The following is a 21,457-nucleotide window of genomic DNA, read 5'->3' as shown; positions in this document are numbered from 1 at the left end:
ATGGCGTCCCCAGTGGCATCCCGCACGGCGCTGCCCGACCACCTTCCGTCCGGGCCGGTCGGGATCGCCCAGCGGCTGATCAGGTTCGAGACCGTCAACCCGCCCGGTGACGAGGCCGCCTGCGTGGAGTGGGTCCGGGATCTGCTCGACGCCGCGGGTCTGGAGACCCGGCTGCTCGCCTTGGACCCGCGGCGCCCCAACCTGATCGCCCGGCTGCCCGGGCGCGGGCTCGTACCACCCCTGCTGCTGCACGCCCATGTGGACGTCGTCCCGGTGGCCGGCCAGGACTGGAGCAGGCCGCCCTTCGGCGGGGAGTTGGTGGACGGCGAGGTATGGGGCCGCGGCGCCGTCGACATGAAGGGGCAGCTGGCCATGATGCTGGCCGCCTTGCTCAGGCTGCGCGCCGCGGGCACCCCGCCCGCCGGGGACGTGATCCTCGCCGTGGTCGCGGACGAGGAGGCGGGCAGCGGTGCCGGCGCCCGCTTCCTGGTGGAGCGGCATCCCGAACTGTTCAACGGTGTCCGGTACGCGGTCGGCGAGGACGGCGGCGCGGAGCTCGGGCTCGGCCGGCAGGTGCGGCTGCACCCGATCGTGGTGGCCGAGAAGCGCGCCGCCTGGGTTCGCGCCACCCTGCACGGCACCGGAGGCCACGCCTCCCGCGCCGCAGGCCCCGCCGGCGCGGCGCACAAGCTCCAGCGGCTGCTCACCGCCATCGACGGCGGAGGGCTGGACACGCAGCTGACCCCCGTGGTCGACCGGATGCTCCAGGAGCTGGCGGGCGCGCTGCCCCAGCCGGTGAGCGGGCGCATCGCCGCCTTCCGGGCCGACCCCGACGACCCGTCCGCGCTGGACGGGATCGACGAGACCGACGCCCGCTATCTGCGCTCGCTCGTCCGGCACACGGTCAACGCCACGGTGATCCGGGGCGGTACGGCCACCAACGTGCTGCCCGCGAGCATCGAGGTCGAGCTCGACGGCCGGCTGCTCCCGGGCGATTTCACGACGGACGAGTTCCTTGGCGCGCTGCGCGCCCGCACCGGGTGTGAGATGGGTCTCGAACTGCTCGTCGAGGGCGAGTTGATGCCACCGCCGCGGCTCGACGGTTTCTACGACCGGCTCGCCGGAATCCTGCGCGCGAAGGACCCCGAAGGCGTCCCAGTGCCGATGGTGACGACCGCGTCCACGGACGCCCGGCTGTTCCCACGGCTCGGCATCCAGTGCTACGGGTGGCTGCCGCTGCTGCACGACCCCGGGACCTCCTATCGCGGGCGGCTGCACTGTGCGGACGAGCGCATCGCCGCATCGGCGCTCGAGTTCGGCGCCGACTGCTTCCACGAGCTGCTGATCGGCCATGACTGAACGCCGCGGCACGGCACCGCACTTCAGGATCGCTCCGCTGTCCGCCACGCACCGCCGGGCCACCGGGATCGCGGCCCTCACCAGGGCGGCGTACCGGGACTCCGACCCGCTGCCCGGCCTCCCGGTCCCCGACGGCGCCCGGGAGACGGAGGCCGCCGTACTCGCCGACCTCCGGCGGGGCGCCACGGTGTGGCTCGCCGAGGACGCCACGGGCGAGCCCGTCGGCGCGCTGCGCGTCACCGAACAGCGCGACGGCGCCTGGGCGGTGGCCCGCGTCTCGGTGGTCCCGGCCGTCCGCGGCAGCGGAGTGGCCCGTGCGCTGCTCGATGCCGTGGACGCGGCGGCGGCCGAGCACGGCGTACCGGTGATCCGGCTGGACGCGGTGGTGGAGCGCTGTCTGCCCTCGCTCTACGCACGGCTGGGCTTCCGAGCCATACGGCACTGGCCGAGCGGCGACAAGCCGCTGACCGAGGTCACCATGGAGCGCCGCCCGGGGGCGCCGGTGCTGCCGCACCCACTGCCCTGGGTGCCGCCCGCCGGTGGGCCGGGTGTCCTGCTGGTGGTGTGGCTGCTGACGGTGACCGACCTGGTGGCCGTCGTGGAGTACGGCGAGGGCGACGGTACCCGGCCCCCCTTCCCTGACACCGCGGTGCCGCCCGGCGCCCGGCTGGCCGGAATCGATGTGTGGCGAGACGCGCAGCCGTACGAACGCGAGGCCCTGGTCCGCCGGTTCGCCGCGCTCGGCCGTCGCACCGGTGACGGGACGGTGTGCTTTCCGCCCGACCGCGGTGGGCTGCGCGCCCACGTCATGCCGCGCACCGTGGATCCGCGGCTGCACGCCCGGTACCGGCCGGTGCCCGGCGCGGAGCCGCCGTTGGACGGCATCGACCGGTCCGCGGCGCTGCCCGTCACCCCGCCGCCGGCACCCTCCCTTGTCCCTACTGCCGCAGTCAGGTGGACCTGATGGCTCAGCTCCTTCTCCAGGCCGGCCGCCGCGAGGCGCAGGCCGTGCCGGTGGATCTCTCCGGATACGCCGACAACACCGGGATCACCCGCCCCGGCCGGCTGTCCGACGGCGCGTTCAACATCTGGGGCAACACCTTCCCCGCCGACGAACTGCCCTCCGCGGGGCCGGTCGTGGTGGACGGCGTCCCGTTCCGCTTCCCGGCGGGCCCCACCGGGGAGCCCGACAACGTGCGCTGCGCGGGTCAGCTGGTCGAGCTGCCCGCCGGGCGGTACGACTGGATCCAGCTGCTCGCCGCAGCCGAGCGCCGCACCGAGGACCAGCTGCTGTTGCACTACGGATGCGGTGCCGTGGACCCGGAGTGGCTGCGGGTGTCCGACTTCTGGCCGCAGACCGCGTCCCGTTTCGGCGAGAGCGCGGCGTACCGCTGCACGCGGATGCACTACCCGCGCCACATCGAGCGGCGGATGGGGCCGGTGATCTGGCGCCAGCGGGTGCCGGTGCCGCGGGCGAGCGAGCTGACCGCCGTACGGCTGCCCGACAACCCGGCGGTCCACCTGTTCGCGATGACCCTCGTCCCCGCCGCGCAGGAGGTCACGGTATGAAGACCCGGCACACGAAGGAGCTGCCGGAGAAGCATCTGCCGGCGAACCTGCCGCCGAAGGTCCTGCTGGAGAACGTGCGTCCGTGGCGGCACGATCTGGGCGGCTGTCTGCACGGCTGCCTGGCCACCCTGCTGGAGCACCGGGGAATACCGGCACTTCCGGTCCTCGGCGCGGCCTGGACCTTCCGCCACTTCCCCGACGGCGTCCGCCGCGAGGAGTACTACTACCCGTGCGCGAGCGGGGAGTCACTACTGGGCGCGCTGGCGCCGTACCACCCGGTGCGCTCGCGCTGGCACCGGCCCGCCGACGCGGCGGCGGGGCGACGGGAGGTCTGGGAGGCGGTGGCCGGCGGCACTCCGGTCGCCGTCGCGGTCGACAACTACCACCTGCCGTTCCGACCCGCGTACCAGGACGTGCACTCCAACCACCTGGTGGTGGTGCACGGCTTCGACGAGGCGCGCGGCACGGTCCGGGTGCTCGACGCGGTGCCGCCCGCCTTCCACGGCGACATCCGTATCGAGGAGCTCACCGCGGCCCGCGACTCGGGCAACGAGCTCGTGCACGAGCGTGACATGTTCTTCACGGGGGTGCGGATCGGCAACCGGTGGCTGTCGCTGGAACTCGACGCCGAGCCGGGAGACTTCCCGGTCCTCGACCGGGCCGAGGCCGCCCGGATCATCGGACTCAACCTCGCGCACTTCGCACAGCCGGCGACGGGCGACGCGTACGCGGGCCTGGCAGGCCTTCAGGCGTTCCTGGAGGACACCGTCAAGCGGCTGGGCGCCGGGGAGGACATCCGGGACGAATTGTTCGTGGCCTCCGGTGCCGTACTCGCCGGCACGGCGGTGCACGCCGACTGGCTGGCCCACGCCGGGCGCACGTTGGACGCCCCCGGCCTCGTGGAGCAGGCCCGCGCGGTGGACCGGATGGCCCACCACTGGTCGGCGGTCCGCATCATGGCGGCGCTCACCCGCGACGGCGGGCTCGACGCACAGCGCCTCGCCCGGCGGGTCCACGCACTTCTGCAGGACCAGGAGAGCGTCCTGGTCGCACTCGAACAAGAGAGGGCAGCACTGTGACGGCACAGAAGGGCGCGACCGGGCGCGACGGGCTCGCAATGCTCGGCGGCTGCCGGGCCGTGCCCAGGGAACTGCGGATCGCGGCCTGGCCGGCGGTGACGGAGCAGGACGAGGAGGCGGTCCGCCGGGTGCTGGCGTCCGGCCGCTTCACCTCGGCCTCCTCCGGCGAGCGGGAGATCCCCGCGCTGGAGAGCGACTGGGCCCGGCAGGTCGGCACCCGCCACTGCGTCGCGGTCGGCAACGGCACCGCGGCGATCTCGCTCGCCCTCGGCGCCCTCGGCGTCGAGCCGGGCGACGAGGTGATCGTGCCCGCGCTGAGCTTCATCGCCACCGCGGCGGCCCCGCTGCATCTGCTGGCGGTGCCGGTGTTCGTGGACATCGACCCCAGGACGTTCAACATGGTCCCGGCGGCGGTCGAGGCCGCGATCACCCCGCGCACCAAGGCGATCGTGGTCGTCCATCTGCACGGCCTGCCCGCCGAGATGGACGAGATCGGCGCCATCGCGGCCCGGCACGGCATCGCCGTCGTCGAGGACGCGGCGCAGGCGCACGGCGCCGAGTACCGAGGCCGCCAGGCGGGCTCGATGGGCGCGATCAACACCTTCAGCCTCAATGTCAGCAAGAATCTCGCCACCTGCGGCGAGGGCGGGCTGATCACCACCGACGACCCGGAGCTGGCCACCCGGGCGACCATGCTGCGGCAGTTCGGGGAGCTGATCCCCGACCGCGGCGAGCGCTCCTACGTCTCGCACATGCTCGGCTGGAACAACAAGCCGGGCGCCGTCCAGGCCGCCTTCACCCGAAGCCAGTTGGAGCGCTTCCCGCAGGAGGCCAAGCAGCGCGACGAGAACGTACGGCAGCTGCTGGCGCGGATCGCGGAGCTGCCTGGCTTCCTGCCGCCCCAGGTGCCCGAGGACCGTACCCACGCTTGGCACATCCTGCGCTTCCGCGTCGACGCCGCGGCCTTCGGCCTGGCGGACCGGCTCGCGGGCCCACTGCGCGCCGCCGTACAGCGGGCCCTGCGGGCCGAGGGCGTGCCCGCCGCGCCCTACCAGCTGATGCCGCTGCCCGCGCAGCGGGTCTTCCGGGAGCGGCGGGGGCTCGGCGGCCACCCGTGGGCGCTGCCGGGAGTGCCGGAACGGCCCTACCGGGAGGCGGACTTCCCGGTGACGCTCCGGGTGATCGACGACTCCTTCACCATCCAGAAGGCCCATCTGCACCCGGGGGCGGGTCCGCTGCTCGACCGCTACGCCGACGCGTTCGCGAAGGTCTGGGAACACCGGGACACGATCGCCCAGTACGCCGCCTCGTTGCCGTACACCCCGCCGTGGGAGCAGGCCGCGAAGACCGCGGAGGCCGAGTGGGCCCGGGCCTTCGGGCCGACGGAGCCGCAGGCGTCCGCCGGGTCGGCGGAGTCCTCCGAAGGGAAATGCCGATGAGCACCCAGGCACGGCTCCGGGACGAGCTGACCGGCATCTGGCAGGAGATCTTCGAGGTGCCGGCGGACGAGATCGACCCCGACGACAGCCTCTTCGCGGCCGGTGGGACCTCCCTGCAGGCAGTGCAGTTGATGACCCGGATCGAGGAGGCGTTCGGGGTGGCGCTGCCGCTGACGGTCGTGTTCGCGGAGGGGAGCGTCAACCGGCTCACCGAGCTGGTCGAGGAGGGGCTGCTCGCCGCCATCGAGGACCTGTCGGAGGAGGAGGCGCTGCGCTTGCTCCACGAGCAGCAGACGGCGCCCGGTGCCTGACGAGCCGACGGGCGGCGGCGCCTCCCTTCCGCCGCCCGTCTCCCACGCAGCCCCTGCCGCGCCCGGACCCCCCGGCTCACCCGCCAGTGAGTTCCGGGACGGCTGCCGCGCCATGGTGCCGTTCATGCTCTCCGCCTTCCCCATGGGCCTGATCGCCGGGGCGGCGGGGCTCGCGGCGGGCCTCGGCGCGCTCGGCACCCTCGGCATGGCCATGGCGGTCAACTCCGGTACGGCCATGCTCGCCGCCATCCAGCTGCTGCGGGCGGGAGTCGGCTGGCCCGTGGTGCTGCTGACCGTCACCGTGCTGAGCCTGCGGATGCTGATCTACGCGACGTTGCTGCGCCCGCACCTGGGCAGCCTGCCCCGGCGGTGGCGTGCGCTGCTCGCCTTCGGCCTGGTCGACGCCGTGTTCTTCGCGGCCATGGAGCGCTACCGCGCGGGGCTCGGCGACCCGCGCGCCAGGTCCTGGTTCTTCCTCGGCTGCTCCGCGGCAATGTACGCGAACTGGACCGGCTCGACGCTGCTGGGCATGGCGCTCGGCTCGGCGGCTCCCGGCACGTCCCTCACGGGGCTGCTCGACTTCCCCATGACGGCGGTGTTCATCGCCATGCTGGCGACCGCGCTGGTCGGCTGGCGGCTGTGGACCGCCGCGTCGGTCGCCGGACTTGTGGCCCTCCTCGCCCGCCCGCTGCCGCACAACCTCGGCCTGATCGCGGCGGTGCTGTGCGGTGCCGCGGCGGGGGCGTTGTGCGAATGGCGGCGGAAGGAGGTGGCCTGACATGGCCGACATCCCTGGTCCGCCGGGTGTGGGTCTGGTCCTGTTGCTGCTCGCCATGGGCGGGTGCGCGTTCGCGACCCGCTGGCTGCCGCTCGTGCTGCTGCGTGGCCGGGAGCTGCCCGGGGCGCTCCGCTCGGCGGTCGGCTATGTGCCGGTCGCCGTGCTGGCCGCGATGGTGGTTCCCGCCGTCATCGCCCCGGAGGGGGACGGAGTCCCGGATCTGGAGGTGGCCTCGCTGGCGGGCGGCGCGGTGACGTTGGGGGCGGGTCTGCTCACGAAGCGGATGCTGCTCGCCACCGCACTCGGCGTGGCGGTCTTCTTCGTGGTCGTCCGACTGAGAGGTGTGTGATGAAACCGCGTCTGGCGGTGGTCTATGAGAACGGGGCGGTCAGCCCGCTGGAGATCGCGTTCGCCGCGAACGGGCTGTGCGACGTCGTGCTGGTGCTGGACCCGTCCTCGCCCCATGCGGCGGCCTCCCTTCCGGTGCTGGAACGGATCGGCACGGTCCTCCCCATGGAGCCGGACGGTCCGGCGGACGGCAGCAGAGTCGGCGACACGGCACAGCGGCTGAAGCAGCTCGACGTACAGGGCATCACCACGTTCACCGACGACCGGCTGCAGGTGACCGCCGAGCTGGCGGCGGCGCTCGGACTGCGCTTCCACTCCCGAGCGGTGGCGGAGCGGCTGGCCGACAAACTGCGGCAGCGCCAATGGCTCGCCGCCGCCGGGGTGGCGGCCGTCCGGTTCGCCGCGCTGTCCGCCGCCGACGGAGCCGAAGGGATCGAGGCGGCGCTGTCGGCCGTGGGGCTGCCGGCCGTCCTGAAGCCGCGGCGGGGCGCCGGCAGCCGGAGCGCGTTTCCGGTGGACACCGAGGAGGAGTTCCGTACCACGGCGCGGGGGTTGCTGGCGGCCGGAGAGGACCGGCTGATCGCCGAGGAGCGGCTGATCGGCGCGGAGTCGGTGGCCGGAGCGCGGTGGGGCGACTACGTGTCCGTGGAGTCGGTGGTGGACGGCGAGCGGATTGCGCATGTGGGGATCACCGGGAAGCTGCCGCTCGCCGAACCGTTCCGGGAGAGCGGGGTGTTCTTCCCCAGCACGCTCGACGCGGCCATGGCCGACCGCGTGGTGGCCGCCGCGGACGAGGCGCTGCGAGTCCTCGGAGTGCGCTCCGGGGTCACCCACACGGAGTTCAAACTCACCGCGGACGGGCCGCGGCTGATCGAGGTCAACGGCAGGCTCGGCGGCTTCGTCAACGACCTCGTGGGCCGGGCCGCGGGGGTGAACATGCTGCGGATCGCGCTGGAGAACGCGCTGGCCGCGGACGGCCCCGTACCGGAGCGGATCGACGCGCCCGCGGGCCGTACGGACGCCCCTGGCAGCCGGGCTTCGCGCATCGCCTTTCAGCGCTTCGCCCCGCCGCCCCTGGACGCGCGCTCGGTCGCCGCCGTCACCGGCGCGAAGGACGCCCGTGCCCTTCCCGGAATCGCCCGGGTGGAGATCGTCAGAAGGCCCGGCGAACCGGTGGACTGGCGCCAGGGCACCCAGAGCTTCGCGGCCATCGTCTACGGCGAGGCCCCCGACCACGCGGCGCTCGGCGCGACGCTCGACGCACTCGACGCAACGCTCCGGGTCGGTTACCGCCGCTGAGCGCCCGGGGGTCAGCACGGCGTCCACACCTCCGGACCACGGCTCCACACCACCGTGGACGCGGTGCCGGGCGCCCGTGGCTAGCGTCGGATCAGGTCGTCCTTGCGGAGGAGTCACGATGACGGGACTGGGCGAGAACACGTCCGGCACAGGCAGTCTTTCCGACATCAAGCGCGCGCTGCTGGACATGAAACTGAGCCGGCAGCGCTCCGCCGCGGCGGAGCGCAACCGCATTCAGCCCGTCGCGCGCACGGGACAGTTGCAGGTCTCGGACCAGCAGCGGCACCTGTGGCTGCTGCACCAACTGGCGCCGGAACAGCCCGTCTACAACGTGCCGTTCGCGCTGCGGCTGTGCGGCGAGCTGGACACCGGCGCGCTGCGCGAGGCGCTGCGGCGGCTGGTGGGTCGTCACGAGAGCCTGCGCACCCGCTTCGGCTCCGAGCACGGCGTCCCCTACCAGCTGGTGGACGAAGCCCCGGCCGGATGGCCGCTGCCGGTGACCGACCTGTCGCAGCTGCCCGGGGCCGAACGCCGGGCGCGGGCCACGGAGCTGGTGGAGGCCGAGGCCCGCGCGCCCTTCGACCTGGCCGCCGGTCCCCTGTTCCGTACCAGGCTGCTGCGGCTGGCCGACGACGAGCACATCCTCGTGCTGTGCCTGCACCACATCGTGACCGACGGCTGGTCGGTCGGCGTGGTCACCAAGGAGCTGGCGGCGCTCTACGAGGGCCGCGAGCTGCCCGAACTCACCGTGCAGCCCGCCGACCACGCCGCCTGGCAGCGGCGGCGGCTCGCCGGTGACGGGCTGCACGCCCAGACCGACTACTGGCGCGCGACCCTCGACGGAGTGCCGACCATCGACTTCCCGGCGGACCGCACCCGGCCGTCCCGGCCCACCTGGGCCGGCGCCGAGCTGGAGCTCGACCTGCCGGACGGTCTCGGCGCCGCCCTGCGGGACTGGGCGCGTATCGAACGCGTCTCGCTGCTCGCGGTGTTGCAGGCGGGGTTCTTGACGGTGCTGACGCGGTATACGGGTCAGGAGGATCTGGCGGTCGGGTCGGTGTTCTCGGGGCGTACCCGATCCGAGGTGGAGCCGTTGGTCGGGTTCTTCGCCAACACACTGGTGCTGCGGACGAGTACAGCAGGGAATCCGACCTTCCGTGAGCTGGTGGGTCGCTGCCAGGAGACCGTACTCGGCGCCCTGGAGCACCAGGACATCCCCTTCGGCACCCTGGTCGAGGAACTCCGGCCGGAGCGGACCCCCGGCCGCAATCCCCTGTTCCAGATCAGCTTCACCCTGCTGACCGGCGCCATGACCGGCGAGTTCGGCCTGGGAGAGCTCGCCGTGGAGCCGATGCCCGTGGAGAACGGCACCTCCCGGTTCGATCTGGCCTTCCAGGTGAACGAGGCGGCGGACGGGCGGCTCCGGGTCTGGCTGGAGTATTCGACGGAGTTGTTCGAGCGGGGGCGGATGGAGCGGTTGGTCGATCATTTCCGCTCGGTGTTGGAGCAGGGGGTGGGTGCTCCGGATGTCGCGATGGGTGAGTTGGAGTTGGTGGGGGGTGTGGAGCGGCGGCGGGTGCTGGAGGAGTGGAATCCAGTGCCGGTGGTGCGGGGTGAGGATGGTCTGTTGCTGCACGAGGTGGTGGAGCGGCAGGTGGGTGTGGCTCCGTCGGCGGTGGCGATGCGCTTTGAGGGCGTGGAGGTCTCGTACGGGGAGCTGGACGCCTCGGCCAACCGGCTAGCGCAGTTGCTGCGTGCGGATTTCGGTGTGGGTCCGGATGTGGTGGTCGGTGTGTTGTTGGACCGTGGCGTGGAGGTGCCGGTAGCGCAGCTGGGGGTGTTGAAGGCGGGAGGCGCGTGGCTGCCGCTTGACCCCCAGCACCCGGCCGAACGGCACGCCACCTGTCTCAATGATGCGGGGGTGGGGGTGGTGGTCACGACGCGGGCGTTGGCGGAGTTGTTGCCGGGGTCGGTGGCGCGGGTGTGTGTGGATGATCCGGGGGTGCGGGCGCGGTTGGCGCAGGTGCCGGAGAGTCGCCCGGAGGGTGGTGCGCGGCCTGGCAATTTGGCCTATGTGATCTTCACCTCTGGCTCCACCGGTGTGCCGAAGGGGGTGATGGTCTCGCACCGGGCTGCGGTGAATTTCGTGGTGAATGCGCGGGAGTTGTTCCGGATCGGTCCGGGGGATCGGTTGTTGCAGTTTGCGAATCCGGCGTTTGATGTGTCGGTGTTTGATTTTTATGGGGCGCTGGGTTCGGGTGCGGCGGTGGTGGGTGCGCCGCGTGAGCGGTTGTTGGATCCGGATGGTTTGCAGGGGTTGTTGGCCGAGGAGCGGGTGACGGTGGCGGATGTGCCGCCGGCGGTGTTGCGGTTGTTGGATCCGGAGCCGTTGACGGATTTGCGGGCGTTGTTTGTGGGTCTGGAGGCGTTTCCGGCTGAGTTGGTCAATCGGTGGGGTGGTGAAAGGCGGGAGTTCCATAACGGTTATGGCCCGACCGAGGCGACGGTGGCCTGTGTGGATTACCGGTGTCCGCCGGAGGGTTTGAGCAGTGCTCCGCCGATTGGTCGTGCGATGGCCAATCATCGTGTGTATGTGCTGGACGCAAAGCTGCGGCCGGTGCCGGTGGGGGTGCCGGGGGAGTTGTTTGTGTCGGGCGTGGGTTTGGCGCGTGGGTATCTGCGTCGTCCTGGTCTGACGGCCGAACGCTTCCTGCCGGATCCGTTCTCCGATGCGGGTGGGCGGATGTATCGCACGGGTGATGTGGTGCGGTGGCGCCAGGACGGCAATCTGGAGTTCCTGGGGCGTGCTGATCGGCAGGTGAAGATCCGCGGTCTGCGGATCGAGTTGGGTGAGGTCGAGCATGCGATGACCGAATCCACCGGTGTCCGGCAGGCCGTGGTCACCGTCCACCGCCCCGGCACACCCCAAGCACGACTCATCGGCTACGCCGTACTCGAGCCCGGCCAGGACCCGGATGTCGAAGCCCTGCGCACCCGGCTCATGGACCGGCTGCCCCAGCACATGGTCCCCGCCCAGCTGATCGCCATCGATGCACTCCCGCTCACCCCCAGCGGCAAGCTCGACCACGCCAAGCTTCCCGAGCCGCGGGAAGGAGCGGCACGCACCCACGTGCCACCGGGCAGTGCCACCGAGCGGGAACTCGCCAAGATCTGGCACGGACTGCTGGACGCGCCGCTCGACACCATCGGCGGATACGACGGCTTCTTCGACCTCGGAGGCAACTCCCTCCAGGCCACCCGCCTCATCTCCCGCATCCGCGACACCTTCGGGATCGATCTCGAACCCCGCCTGCTCTTCGTCCACCCCGTACTGCGCGACCTTGCCGCGCGGATCGACGAGGAGCTCGCCGCGGCCGCCGTGGACGAGGACCTCGAGGCGGAGATCGCGGGGCTGTCCGAGGAGGAACTCGACCGCCTGCTCGGCGAGGAGGCGTAAATGACGGAGACCGACGCCCGCCGCACGACGACTGAGGAGAAGCGCCGAGCTCTGCTGGAGCTGCGGATGCGGCAGCGGCGCGCCGCCCAGGCCGACCGCGAGCGCATCACCCCGGTGCCGCGCGACGGCCTGCTCGCACCCTCCTACCAACAGGAGGGGCTGTGGCTGCTGCATCAGCTCGACCCCGCATCGCCGGTCTACAGCGTGCCGTTCGCGCTGCGGCTGCGCGGGAAGCTGGACACCGAGGCGTTGCGCGAGGCCTTCCGTCGGCTGGTGGGCCGCCACGAGAGCCTGCGTACCCGCTTCGTCAGCGAAGCCGGTGAGCCGCGACTCGCCGTCGACGAGCCGCCCGCCGCCTGGGACCTTCCGGTGACCGATGTGCCCATGGCGCGGGTGCGGAGTCTGGTCGAGGAGGAGGCGGTGCGTCCGTTCGACCTGGCCGCCGGTCCCCTGTTCCGTACCAGGCTGCTGCGGCTGGCCGACGACGACCACATCCTGACGATGAGCCTGCACCACATCGTGACCGACGGCTGGTCGACCGGTGTCATCGTCCAGGACTTGGCGGCGCTGTACGAGGGCATGGAGCTGCCCGATGTGCCGCTGCAGGCAGCCGACTTCGCGGCGTGGCAGCGACGCCGGCTGACCGGGGAGGTACAGGAGCGGCAGCTGGCGTACTGGCGCCGCACGCTGGACGGCCTGTCCGTACTGGACTTCCCCGCGGACCGGCCCCGTCCGCCGGTCCCGGCCTGGTCGGGGGCGACACTGGAGACCGTGCTGTCCGCGCGCCTCGGCGACCGCCTACGAGAGCTGGCGCGCACCGAACAGACGTCGCTGCTCGCGGTGTTGCAGGCGGGGTTCTTGACGGTGCTGACGCGGTATACGGGTCAGGAGGATCTGGCGGTCGGGTCGGTGTTCTCGGGGCGTACCCGGTCCGAGGTGGAGCCGTTGGTCGGGTTCTTCGCCAACACGCTGGTGCTGCGGACGAACACGGCCGGCGACCCGACCTTCCGTGAACTGCTCAGGCGGTGCAACGACACCGTACTGGGCGCCCTCGCCCACCAGGATGTGCCGTTCGGCATGGTGGTCGACGCCCTCCGGCCCGAACGCGACCCCAGCCGAAACCCGCTGTTCCAGGTCAGCCTCACCTTGCAGGCTGCGGGGACGACGGGGCGCGGGTTCGGCCTGCCCGGCATCGATGTCGAGCCGCTCGCCGACCACGACACCACGTCCCGCTTCGACGTCGGGGTGACCGTGATCGAGGCCGCGGACGGACGGCTTGAGGTCGTCGTCGAGTATTCGACGGAGTTGTTTGAGCGGGGGCGGATGGAGCGGTTGGTCGATCATTTCCGCTCGGTGTTGGAGCAGGGGGTGGGTGCTCCGGATGTTGCGATGGGTGAGTTGGAGTTGGTGGGGGGTGTGGAGCGGCGGCGGGTGCTGGAGGAGTGGAATCCGGTGCCGGTGGTGCGGAGTGAGGATGGTCTGTTGCTGCACGAGGTGGTGGAGCGGCAGGTGGGTGTGGCTCCGTCGGCGGTGGCGATGCGCTTTGAGGGCGTGGAGTTGTCGTATGGGGAGCTGGACGCCTCGGCGAACCGGCTAGCGCAGTTGCTGTGTGTGGACTTCGGTGTGGGTCCGGGCGCGGTGGTTGGTGTGTTGTTGGATCGGAGTTTGGATCTGCCGGTGGCGCAGCTGGGGGTGTTGAAGGCGGGTGGTGCGTGGCTGCCGCTTGATCCTCAGCATCCGGTGGAGCGGCACGCTAGGTGTCTTGGGGATGCGCGGGTGCCGGTGGTGGTCACGACGCGGGCGTTGGCGGAGTTGTTGCCGGGGTCGGTGGCGCGGGTGTGTGTGGATGATCCGCAGGTTCAGGCACGGTTGGCGCAGCTACCTGAGGCGCGGCCAGTCGGGGGTGCGGTTCCGGATGATTTGGCGTATGTGATCTTCACCTCTGGCTCCACCGGTGTGCCGAAGGGGGTGATGGTCTCGCACCGGGCTGCGGTGAATTTCGTGGTGAATGCGCGGGAGTTGTTCCGGATCGGTCCGGGGGATCGGTTGTTGCAGTTTGCGAATCCGGCGTTTGATGTGTCGGTGTTTGATTTTTATGGGGCGCTGGGTTCGGGTGCGGCGGTGGTGGGTGCGCCGCGTGAGCGGTTGTTGGATCCGGATGGTTTGCAGGGGTTGTTGGCCGAGGAGCGGGTGACGGTGGCGGATGTGCCGCCGGCGGTGTTGCGGTTGTTGGATCCGGAGCCGTTGACGGATTTGCGGGCGTTGTTTGTGGGTCTGGAGGCGTTTCCGGCTGAGTTGGTCAATCGGTGGGGTGGTGAAAGGCGGGAGTTCCATAACGGTTATGGCCCGACCGAGGCGACGGTGGCCTGTGTGGATTACCGGTGTCCGCCGGAGGGTTTGAGCAGTGCTCCGCCGATTGGTCGTGCGATGGCCAATCACCGTGCGTATGTGCTGGATGCCAAGCTGCGGCTGGTGCCGGTGGGGGTGCCGGGGGAGTTGTTCATCGCTGGTACCGGGTTGGCCCGGGGCTATCTGCACCAGCCTGCTCTGACCGCGGAGCGTTTCCCGCCGGATCCGTTCTCCGATGCGGGTGGGCGGATGTATCGCACGGGTGATGTGGTGCGGTGGCGGGAGGATGGCAATCTTGAGTTCCTGGGGCGTGCCGATCGGCAGGTGAAGATCCGCGGTCTGCGGATCGAACTCGGTGAAGTCGAGAATGCGATGACCGAATCCACTGGGGTTCGCCAGGCCGTGGTCACCGTCCACCACCCCGGCACTCCCCAAGCACGACTCATCGGCTACGCCGTGCCGGACGCACCGGGCGCCGTCGATGCCGGCCGGGTCCGTACTGAACTGACCGAGCGCCTGCCGCTGCACATGGTCCCGTCCCAGGTGCTCGTGCTCGATGCGCTTCCGCTCACCCCCAACGGCAAGCTCGATCACGCCAAACTGCCCGAGCCGGCGACGGCGCAGGCGCGGTCGTACACCCCGCCGGAGACCGCCACCGAGCGGGAACTCGCCAAGATTTGGCACGGACTGCTGGACGCGCCGCTCGACACCATCGGCGTCTACGACGGCTTCTTCGACCTCGGAGGCAACTCCCTCCAGGCCACCCGCCTCATCTCCCGCATCCGCGACACCTTCCACATCACCCTGCCGCCCCGGGCACTCTTCGTGCACTCCGTGCTGCGCGATCTCGCCGCGCGGATCGACGAGGCGATGCGGGCGGCCGAGGCGCGCGGTACGACGGGACGTACTGCCACCGGCCGGAGCAGGCGGAGCCCGGCCGACGACGAGCCGTCGCCCTTGGTGCCCCTCCGGGCCACCGGAACCAGGCCGCCGCTGTTCCTGGTGCACGCGGTGGGCGGCACGGTCGTGCCGTATGTCCCGCTGGCCCGGCTGCTCGACCCGGAGATCCCGGTCTACGGCCTGGAACATCCGGGGCTCGCCGGCGCGAGAGCGGTCGGCGGCCTCGCGGAGGCCGCCGACTCCTACCTGGCCGCCGTCCGCGAGGCACGCCCAACCGGTCCGTACTACCTGGCGGGTTGGTCCCTGGGCGGCTCGGTGGCCCTGGAGATGGCCGCCCGGCTGCGCGCCGCGGGCGAGGAGGTGGCCATGGTCGCGCTGCTGGACACCGGTGTGCCGCCGCAGGCGGCGGAGCCGCCCGGCCAGGCGGAGCTGCTCGCCGCCTTCGCCCACGACCTGGCCGGTCTTGAAGGGACCGAGCCGCCTGCCGTCGACGTGGCGCGGCTGCGGCGACTGCCGCAGGCCCAGCAGGTCGACGCGGTTCTGCCGGTGCTGGAGCAGGCCGGGCTGATCCCGGCCGGAGTACGTGACGAGGTCCGCACCCGCATCGAGGTCTTCACGACGAACGCGCGGGCTTACCACGTACACCGGCCGATGCCGTACGACGGGCGGGTCACCTTGCTGAGCGCCGCGGCCGCGCCGGACGATCAGGCCGACTGGTGGCGGACCTTCGCGACCGGGGGCCTGGACCACCACGTCGTACCGGGCACCCACCACACCATGCTCCGGCCCCCGCATCTGCCGGCGCTGGCGCGCACCCTGCAGCAGTGCTTGGACCACGAGTAGTGAGGACGACAGACCTATGCACGAGGGACCAGAGATACCGACCGATGGCCGGCCGGGCGGGCTGTGGCGGGACGCGGACTTCCTGAAGTTCTGGTCCGCCGAGAGCCTGTCGATGTTCGGCGCGCAGATCTCCCTGCTGGCCATCCCGCTGCTCGCTGCGACGACACTGGACGCGACCCCGTTCCAGATGGGCGTCCTCAATGCCGCACAGTTCGCCCCCTACATGCTCTTCACGCTGCTCGCCGGGGTGTGGATCGACCAGCGTCGGCGGCGCCCCATCATGATCGGCGCCAACTTCGGCCGTGCGGTGATCCTGGGGTTCATTCCGATCGGTATGGCGCTGGGGGTGCTGCGGGTCGAGCTGCTGAGCGTCATCGTGTTCGTCGCCGCCACGCTCACCGTCCTGTTCGACCTGGCCTACCAGGCGTATCTGCCGTCGCTGGTGGGGCGTGAGCAGCTGATCGAGGGCAACGGGAAGCTGGAGGGCAGCCGGTCGCTCGCCCAGGCCAGCGGGCCGGGCCTGGGCGGTGTGCTCGTCGGTCTGCTGACCGCGCCCGTCGTGGTGCTCATCGACGCCGCCACCTACTTCGTCTCCGCCGTCTCGCTGTTGTTCATCCGCCGCTCGGAGGCCCGGCCCAAGGCAACGGCCGCGGAGGGGTCGGTGGTGGCCCGGATCCGCACCGGACTGCGTCTGGTCGCGTCCAACCGCTATCTGCGCGCCATCGCCGGCGAGGCCGCCACCTACAACTTCTTCAACCAGGCCCTGTGGGCGGTCCTCATCCTCTATCTCTCCCGCGAACTCCACTTCTCGGCGGCCACGCTGGGCGGGGTGATGGCGATGACCGGGGTGGGCGCCTTCCTGGGCAGCCTGGTGGCCGGCCGGTTGGGGCGCCGGTGGGGTATCGGCCGCTCGATCATGGTGACGATGGTGGTCGCCTGTGCCGCCCCGCTCATCATCCCGGCCGCCGACGGTGGGCTGCTCGTCACCGTGCCGGTCGTCGGCTTCGCCCTGCTGCTCAACGGCATGGGTGTGGTCATCAGCAACATCCAGGTGATGAGCCTGCGGCAGACCGTCGTGCCGTCCGACATCCTGGGCCGGGCCAACGCCGGCTACCGCTTCCTGGTCACCGGCACCGCGGCCCTCGGCTCGCTGACCGGCGGCTGGCTCGGCGGTCAGATCGGCCTGCGGGCCACCCTCGTGGTGGTCGGCCTGGGCACGCTCACCGCCCTGCTGTTCATCGCCCGCTCCCCGCTCCCGCGGCTGCGGGACCTGTCCGAGGTGGTGCCGGACGAGAGCTGGCGGGAACACGCCGGTGCGGGTACCGCGTCCTGCGCCGACGCGGGCGAGTCCCACTAGATTTCGGACAGTTCGTGTTGCGTGGTTCCTTCAAGAGGACGGAAGGCATGGGTATCCAGCTGCAGAACGTGGTGATCGACGCGGCCGACGCGGCCGGGCTCGCGGGATTCTGGGCGGGCGTCACGGGGTGGGAGAAGGCCGACTGGTCGAGCCCGGAGGAGGCCGTGGTCCGCAATCCGGGCGACGGCGTGAGCATCTACTTCATGCAGGTGCCGGAGGAGAAGGCGGGGAAGAACCGGGTGCACCTGGACATCGGCCCCACGGCGGACAGTTCGGCGAGCGCGGAGATCGAGCGACTGGTGGGTCTGGGAGCCCGGGTCCTCGGCAAGTTCGAGAGCCACACGGTATTGGCCGACCCGGAGGGCAACGAGTTCTGCGTGACCGGCGAACGCGACTGACAGCGCAGGCACCACGGCAAGCGCCCCGGCCCGTCCGGCCGGGGCGCTTCCTCGTCTCTCCGTCTCTCCCGCTCCGCACTCACCGCGAGAAGCCGGCGCCCCCGCGGCCGTGTACGGCCTGCCGCGCCCGGGCGGCGACCGCCTCTGCCGTGATGCCGTTGCGCTCCAGCAGATGGCGCTGTCCGCCGGTGCCGGCGGCGAAGGTGTCACGCACGGCGACCCGCAGCACCGGGCACCCCGCGCCGAGCCCGGCGACCACCTCGGCCACGGCGGAGCCCAGACCGCCCGCCGCCCAGTGCTCCTCCACGGTGACGATGCCGAGCGTCGTCTCCGCCGCGGCGGCCAGTGCCGCGGTGTCCAACGGCTTGACGGTGTGCATGTTGAGCACGGTCGCCGCGATGCCCTCGGCGGCCAGTTCGTCCGCCGCGGACAGGGCCGCGAGGACCGGATACGGCCCGGTGGCGACCAGAGTGACGTCGCCGCCCTCGCGCAGGGGCTGCGCCCTGCCGATCCGCAGCGGTGGCAGCCCGGGCCCGAGGTCGGGGGTGGCGCCGCGGCCCAGCCGCAGATACACCGGCCCCGGCACATCGACGCACGCGCGCACCAGCTCCTCGGTGGCCGCCGCGTCCGCCGGGGCGAGGACCGTCATGTGCGGAAGCATCCGCATCACCCCCAGGTCCTCCAGCGAGTGGTGGGTCGAGCCGAGATGCCCGGCGGACAGCCCGCCGTGCGTGGCGGCGATCCGCACCGGCAGGTTGTTCATCGCGATGTCCAGCTTCACCGACTCCAGCGCCCGGGTGGCGGCGAAGGTCGCCATCGTGTTCACGAAGGGGATACGCCCCGACCTGGCCAGCCCGGCGGCCGCGCCCATCAGGTTCTGCTCGGCGATGCCGAGGTTGATGTAGCGCTCCTGGGCCTTGCCCCAGTCCACGGACGAGAACAGGCCGGTGTCGCTGTCGAGGCAGACCAGCCGCTCGTCCTGGCCGAGCAGTTCGGCCAGCACATCGCGGTACACCTCGCGGCCCGGACGCGGGTCCGGCTTCGCCTCCTCGGTGGCCACCGGACGGGGTTCCGCCGCCATCGCCGTCATGCCGTTGTCTCCCTTCTCCTGCGCTGGGCGGCCAGTACCGCGAGCGCACGCTTGTGCTGCCGCCCGGCCAGCCGGGCGTAGTGACTGCGGGCCTGACCCTCGACGTACGGCAGGCCCTTGCCCTTCACGGTGCGTGCGAGGACCACGGTGGGCCGGCCCGCGACCTGCGGAGCGGTTCCGAGGGCCGTCCGCAGCTGTCCGACGTCGTGCCCGTCGACCTCGTGCACGGCCCAGCCGAAACTGCGCCAGCGGTCGGCGAGCGGTTCCAGCCCCGCCGCGTCCTCGGTGGACCCGGTGATCTGCAGACCGTTGCGGTCGACGACCGCCACCAGCCGGTCCAGGCCGTGCGAGCTCGCCGCCATCGCCGCCTCCCACACCGACCCCTCCTGGAGTTCGCCGTCGCCGAGTACGACGAAGCAGCGCCGGTCGCTGCCCGACAGCCGGAAATCCAGGGCGAAGCCGACGCCCAGCGGCAGCCCGTGCCCGAGCGAACCCGTCGGCATCTCCACGCCGGGTACCGCGGGGTTCGGGTGGGCGGTGAGGACACTGTCGGGTCGGCCGTACTCGGCGAGCTGCTCCGGAGGGAAGAAGCCGCGCTCCGCCAGGGCCGCGTACAGCCCGATCGCGCCGTGGCCCTTGCTCAGCACCAGCAGATCCCGGTCGGGTGCCTGCGGCCGCTCGGGGTCGATGCGCAGCACCGAGTGATACAGCGTCACCAGGACTTCCACCAGGGACATCGAGCCGCCCAGGTGACCGCCCTCCGGGTTGGCGCACATCTCCACGATCAGCTCGCGGACGCGGAGCGCGTGCTCCGACAGCTGCCGTTCGTCCTCGGTCACCGCTGTATCAGCCATCAATCCTCACCGCTCGTACGCATCGTGGGCACCAGCGACAGCCGGTTCCGGGGGGCGAAGTGCTCACTGAGCTCATGGAGCGCGCGGGTGAGCACGTCGACGCCGCGCAGGAAGTCGCCGAGCAGGATGTGCTCGTCGTCCGCGTGGTCGAGCCTGCTGTCTCCGGGCCCGTAGGTGGCCATGGGGATGTGCCAGTCCTCGGCCAGCGTGTTCATGTCGGAGGTACCGGTCTTCACCTTCAACGCGGGGCGGGCCTGCTGTTCCCGGATGCCGGCCGACAAGGCACGGACCACTGGGTCGGCACGCCCCACCCGGACCGCCGCCACCGTGTTGATCACCTCGAGGTTGCCCTGCGGCAGTCGCTCGGAGAGCCTGGCCACCAGCGCCTCGGAGTCGTAGCCGGGCGGCGTGCGGACACTGAACTCGGCCTCCGCAAAGGACAGATCGCCGCGGATCGACACCAGCGTGGGCCCTGGAGTGCCGAAATCGCCGTGCCCCGCGTCGGGGCCGAGCACGTCCAGGAGCGTGGCCCAGGCCGCGCAGGCCAGTTCGGAGGCCTTGGGCACCGGGTTGCTGGGGTGGGTCGGCGGGCACTCCGCCCGGTAGCGCAGGTCGAGCTTGCCCTTGTAGCCGAGAACGACCGTCTGCCAGCCGCTCGGTTCGCCGATGACCAGCGCGTCCGGCCGCGGGTGGGTACGGCGGATGTGCACCGCGCCACGGGACAGCGGGGTCTCCTCCTCCACCGCCCCGACGACGACGATCCGGCCGTGGAAGTCCACGGCGTCGGCGGCCGCGCAGATCATCGTGGCCAGCGGGCCCTTGGCGTCCACCGCGCCTCTGCCGTACAGCCGGTTGTGCTCCACGCGCACCGGGATGGTGCCGGGCACGGTGTCCATGTGGCCGAGCAGCATCACGGTCGGGCCGGGGCCGCGGGTGATCTCGCCGACGGCGTTGCCCGCCTCGTCCACGTAGGCGGTGAACCCCAACTCCCGCATCACCGTGACCAGATGCGCGGCGAGGCGTGACTCGCCGTAGGAGGGGGACGGGATCTGCAGCATGCTGCGCAGCAGGCCGATGGCGTACGGCTCGGTGCCGGCGCCGGAGTAGTCGCCGCTGCCAGTGCCCGCGGTCATCGCGCCGCCCCGATCGCCTCGTCGACGACGACCGTGGTGGCCCGCCCCTCCAGCGCCGTGCGCACCGGGGCCCGGCACCTGCCGTCGGCGATCAGCACCCGGCCCACCCCGCCCTGCAGCGCCTCCCGGGCCGCGACCAGTTTGAGTCCCATCCCGCCGCCGGTGAACGGCGGCGGGCCGGACGGCGTCACGGCGCACACCGGCAGCGCCGAGTCGTCGTCCGCCGGGTCCGTGAGCACCCCGGGCGCACCAGTGAGCAGGACGAGGGTGCTCGCGCCGAGAGCGGCGGCGACGGCCGCGGCGGCCCGGTCCGCATCGGTGTTCACCGGCCCGCCGTCCTCGGCCACGGCGGGCGGGGAGACGACCGGGGTGCGGCCGTCCGCCAGCAGGGCGCGCAGCAGCCCGGCGTCCACCTCGGTGATCCGACCGCTGTGGTCGTCCCTGACCACGACCCGCCTGCCCGCCACCACCGCCCGGTGCGCAGTCTTGCGGCGGGCCCGCAGCAGGCCGCCGTCGAGGCCGGTGAGGCCGACGGCGGACACCCCGGCCGCGCTCAGGGCGGCCACCAGGCGCGGTTTGGCCAGGCCGGCGAGCGCCAGGTGCACCACTTCGAGCATGGCCCGGTCGGTGTGACGTGCCGACACCCCGTCGGGGGCGACCAGGCGGCGGGACTCGACGCCGAGCCGTCCGGCCAGGCGCTCGATGTCGGCAGAGCCGCCGTGGACCACAACCACGGGGCGGCTGTCGCGGGTCAGTGCGGCGATGTCCTCGCATACCGCCAGTGGGTCGACGGCGGCGTTGCCACCGCACTTGACCACGATGGTCTCTTCCATTCTCTCGTCCCCTGCCTCGATAGCGCTTCGGCGCCTCGGGAGTGCTCGACTCGGGTGTGGG

The 21,457-nt window shown here is 71.9% G+C and carries 17 protein-coding genes; 13 read left to right on the top strand and 4 right to left on the bottom strand.

Features of this window, described 5'->3' with window-relative positions; genetic code table 11:
* The 13 genes from ACTWQI_RS22870 (at position 1) to ACTWQI_RS22810 (ending at position 17,486) form a co-directional block, all read left to right on the top strand.
* Complete coding sequence (locus tag ACTWQI_RS22870; protein WP_443273252.1) at positions 1 to 1,359, top strand: M20/M25/M40 family metallo-hydrolase; 1,359 nt, start codon at positions 1 to 3, stop codon at positions 1,357 to 1,359.
* Positions 1,352 to 2,323: a GNAT family N-acetyltransferase gene (locus ACTWQI_RS22865; RefSeq protein WP_443273250.1), complete on the top strand. Its 972-nt coding sequence runs from the start codon at positions 1,352 to 1,354 to the stop codon at positions 2,321 to 2,323. Before ACTWQI_RS22870 ends, ACTWQI_RS22865 begins: the two co-directional genes overlap by 8 nt.
* Complete coding sequence (locus ACTWQI_RS22860; protein ID WP_443273248.1) at positions 2,323 to 2,928, top strand: hypothetical protein; 606 nt, start codon at positions 2,323 to 2,325, stop codon at positions 2,926 to 2,928. Before ACTWQI_RS22865 ends, ACTWQI_RS22860 begins: the two co-directional genes overlap by 1 nt.
* Positions 2,925 to 4,007 (top strand): BtrH N-terminal domain-containing protein, encoded by a 1,083-nt coding sequence (locus ACTWQI_RS22855; protein ID WP_443273246.1) that lies wholly within the window; start codon positions 2,925 to 2,927, stop codon positions 4,005 to 4,007. The genes ACTWQI_RS22860 and ACTWQI_RS22855 overlap by 4 nt, the downstream gene beginning before the upstream one ends.
* Positions 4,004 to 5,446: a DegT/DnrJ/EryC1/StrS family aminotransferase gene (locus ACTWQI_RS22850; RefSeq protein WP_443273244.1), complete on the top strand. Its 1,443-nt coding sequence runs from the start codon at positions 4,004 to 4,006 to the stop codon at positions 5,444 to 5,446. Before ACTWQI_RS22855 ends, ACTWQI_RS22850 begins: the two co-directional genes overlap by 4 nt.
* Complete coding sequence (locus ACTWQI_RS22845) at positions 5,443 to 5,757, top strand: acyl carrier protein (protein ID WP_443273242.1); 315 nt, start codon at positions 5,443 to 5,445, stop codon at positions 5,755 to 5,757. The genes ACTWQI_RS22850 and ACTWQI_RS22845 overlap by 4 nt, the downstream gene beginning before the upstream one ends.
* The gene (locus ACTWQI_RS22840) at positions 5,750 to 6,535 is read left to right on the top strand and encodes an AzlC family ABC transporter permease (RefSeq protein ID WP_443273240.1); all 786 of its coding nucleotides are present in this window, start codon (positions 5,750 to 5,752) and stop codon (positions 6,533 to 6,535) included. The genes ACTWQI_RS22845 and ACTWQI_RS22840 overlap by 8 nt, the downstream gene beginning before the upstream one ends.
* Position 6,536: 1 nt before the next feature.
* Positions 6,537 to 6,884: an AzlD domain-containing protein gene (locus ACTWQI_RS22835; RefSeq protein ID WP_443273238.1), complete on the top strand. Its 348-nt coding sequence runs from the start codon at positions 6,537 to 6,539 to the stop codon at positions 6,882 to 6,884.
* Positions 6,884 to 8,182, top strand: coding sequence for an ATP-grasp domain-containing protein (locus ACTWQI_RS22830; RefSeq protein WP_443273235.1), 1,299 nt, complete (start codon positions 6,884 to 6,886; stop codon positions 8,180 to 8,182). Before ACTWQI_RS22835 ends, ACTWQI_RS22830 begins: the two co-directional genes overlap by 1 nt.
* Before the next feature lie 118 nt (positions 8,183 to 8,300).
* A complete protein-coding gene (locus tag ACTWQI_RS22825; RefSeq protein ID WP_443273233.1) occupies positions 8,301 to 11,639 on the top strand; it encodes a non-ribosomal peptide synthetase in 3,339 nt (1,112 codons plus the stop codon).
* On the top strand, positions 11,640 to 15,731 hold the full coding sequence (locus ACTWQI_RS22820) for an amino acid adenylation domain-containing protein (protein WP_443273231.1): 4,092 nt from the start codon (positions 11,640 to 11,642) through the stop codon (positions 15,729 to 15,731).
* A gap of 16 nt (positions 15,732 to 15,747) precedes the next feature.
* Positions 15,748 to 17,088, top strand: coding sequence for an MFS transporter (locus tag ACTWQI_RS22815; protein ID WP_443273230.1), 1,341 nt, complete (start codon positions 15,748 to 15,750; stop codon positions 17,086 to 17,088).
* 47 nt (positions 17,089 to 17,135) lie between these two features.
* The gene (locus tag ACTWQI_RS22810; protein WP_443273228.1) at positions 17,136 to 17,486 is read left to right on the top strand and encodes a VOC family protein; all 351 of its coding nucleotides are present in this window, start codon (positions 17,136 to 17,138) and stop codon (positions 17,484 to 17,486) included.
* Between the two features lie 79 nt (positions 17,487 to 17,565).
* On the opposite strand, the gene ACTWQI_RS22805 is transcribed toward ACTWQI_RS22810, so the two are convergent.
* Genes ACTWQI_RS22805 through ACTWQI_RS22790 form a run of 4 tightly spaced genes read right to left on the bottom strand, consistent with a single transcriptional unit; the run spans position 17,566 to position 21,396 of the window.
* Positions 17,566 to 18,576, bottom strand: a complete 1,011-nt coding sequence (locus ACTWQI_RS22805; protein ID WP_443273226.1) for a transketolase family protein — start codon at positions 18,574 to 18,576, stop codon at positions 17,566 to 17,568.
* Positions 18,573 to 19,430 (bottom strand): transketolase, encoded by an 858-nt coding sequence (locus ACTWQI_RS22800; RefSeq protein WP_443273224.1) that lies wholly within the window; start codon positions 19,428 to 19,430, stop codon positions 18,573 to 18,575. The genes ACTWQI_RS22805 and ACTWQI_RS22800 overlap by 4 nt, the downstream gene beginning before the upstream one ends.
* Entirely contained in the window at positions 19,430 to 20,563 is a 1,134-nt protein-coding gene (locus ACTWQI_RS22795; protein WP_443273223.1) for a M20/M25/M40 family metallo-hydrolase, read from the bottom strand. The genes ACTWQI_RS22800 and ACTWQI_RS22795 overlap by 1 nt, the downstream gene beginning before the upstream one ends.
* A complete protein-coding gene (locus ACTWQI_RS22790) occupies positions 20,560 to 21,396 on the bottom strand; it encodes a [LysW]-aminoadipate kinase (protein WP_443273221.1) in 837 nt (278 codons plus the stop codon). The genes ACTWQI_RS22795 and ACTWQI_RS22790 overlap by 4 nt, the downstream gene beginning before the upstream one ends.
* Between the last annotated feature and the right edge of the window lie 61 nt (positions 21,397 to 21,457).

The organism is Streptomyces sp. KR80, assembly GCF_052245555.1.
Classification (GTDB): domain Bacteria; phylum Actinomycetota; class Actinomycetes; order Streptomycetales; family Streptomycetaceae; genus Streptomyces.
The sequence above is the reverse complement of the archived record's forward strand: the minus strand, read 5'-3'. Positions and strand labels throughout refer to the sequence as shown.

Coding starts and splice junctions, on each gene's coding strand:
- ACTWQI_RS22870 (WP_443273252.1), top strand. CDS start 1: ATGGCGTCCCCAGTGGCATCCCGCACGGCGCTGCCCGACCACCTTCCG.
- ACTWQI_RS22865 (WP_443273250.1), top strand. CDS start 1,352: ATGACTGAACGCCGCGGCACGGCACCGCACTTCAGGATCGCTCCGCTG.
- ACTWQI_RS22860 (WP_443273248.1), top strand. CDS start 2,323: ATGGCTCAGCTCCTTCTCCAGGCCGGCCGCCGCGAGGCGCAGGCCGTG.
- ACTWQI_RS22855 (WP_443273246.1), top strand. CDS start 2,925: ATGAAGACCCGGCACACGAAGGAGCTGCCGGAGAAGCATCTGCCGGCG.
- ACTWQI_RS22845 (WP_443273242.1), top strand. CDS start 5,443: ATGAGCACCCAGGCACGGCTCCGGGACGAGCTGACCGGCATCTGGCAG.
- ACTWQI_RS22835 (WP_443273238.1), top strand. CDS start 6,537: ATGGCCGACATCCCTGGTCCGCCGGGTGTGGGTCTGGTCCTGTTGCTG.
- ACTWQI_RS22830 (WP_443273235.1), top strand. CDS start 6,884: ATGAAACCGCGTCTGGCGGTGGTCTATGAGAACGGGGCGGTCAGCCCG.
- ACTWQI_RS22825 (WP_443273233.1), top strand. CDS start 8,301: ATGACGGGACTGGGCGAGAACACGTCCGGCACAGGCAGTCTTTCCGAC.
- ACTWQI_RS22820 (WP_443273231.1), top strand. CDS start 11,640: ATGACGGAGACCGACGCCCGCCGCACGACGACTGAGGAGAAGCGCCGA.
- ACTWQI_RS22815 (WP_443273230.1), top strand. CDS start 15,748: ATGCACGAGGGACCAGAGATACCGACCGATGGCCGGCCGGGCGGGCTG.
- ACTWQI_RS22810 (WP_443273228.1), top strand. CDS start 17,136: ATGGGTATCCAGCTGCAGAACGTGGTGATCGACGCGGCCGACGCGGCC.
- ACTWQI_RS22805 (WP_443273226.1), bottom strand. CDS start 18,576: ATGACGGCGATGGCGGCGGAACCCCGTCCGGTGGCCACCGAGGAGGCG.
- ACTWQI_RS22800 (WP_443273224.1), bottom strand. CDS start 19,430: ATGGCTGATACAGCGGTGACCGAGGACGAACGGCAGCTGTCGGAGCAC.
- ACTWQI_RS22795 (WP_443273223.1), bottom strand. CDS start 20,563: ATGACCGCGGGCACTGGCAGCGGCGACTACTCCGGCGCCGGCACCGAG.
- ACTWQI_RS22790 (WP_443273221.1), bottom strand. CDS start 21,396: ATGGAAGAGACCATCGTGGTCAAGTGCGGTGGCAACGCCGCCGTCGAC.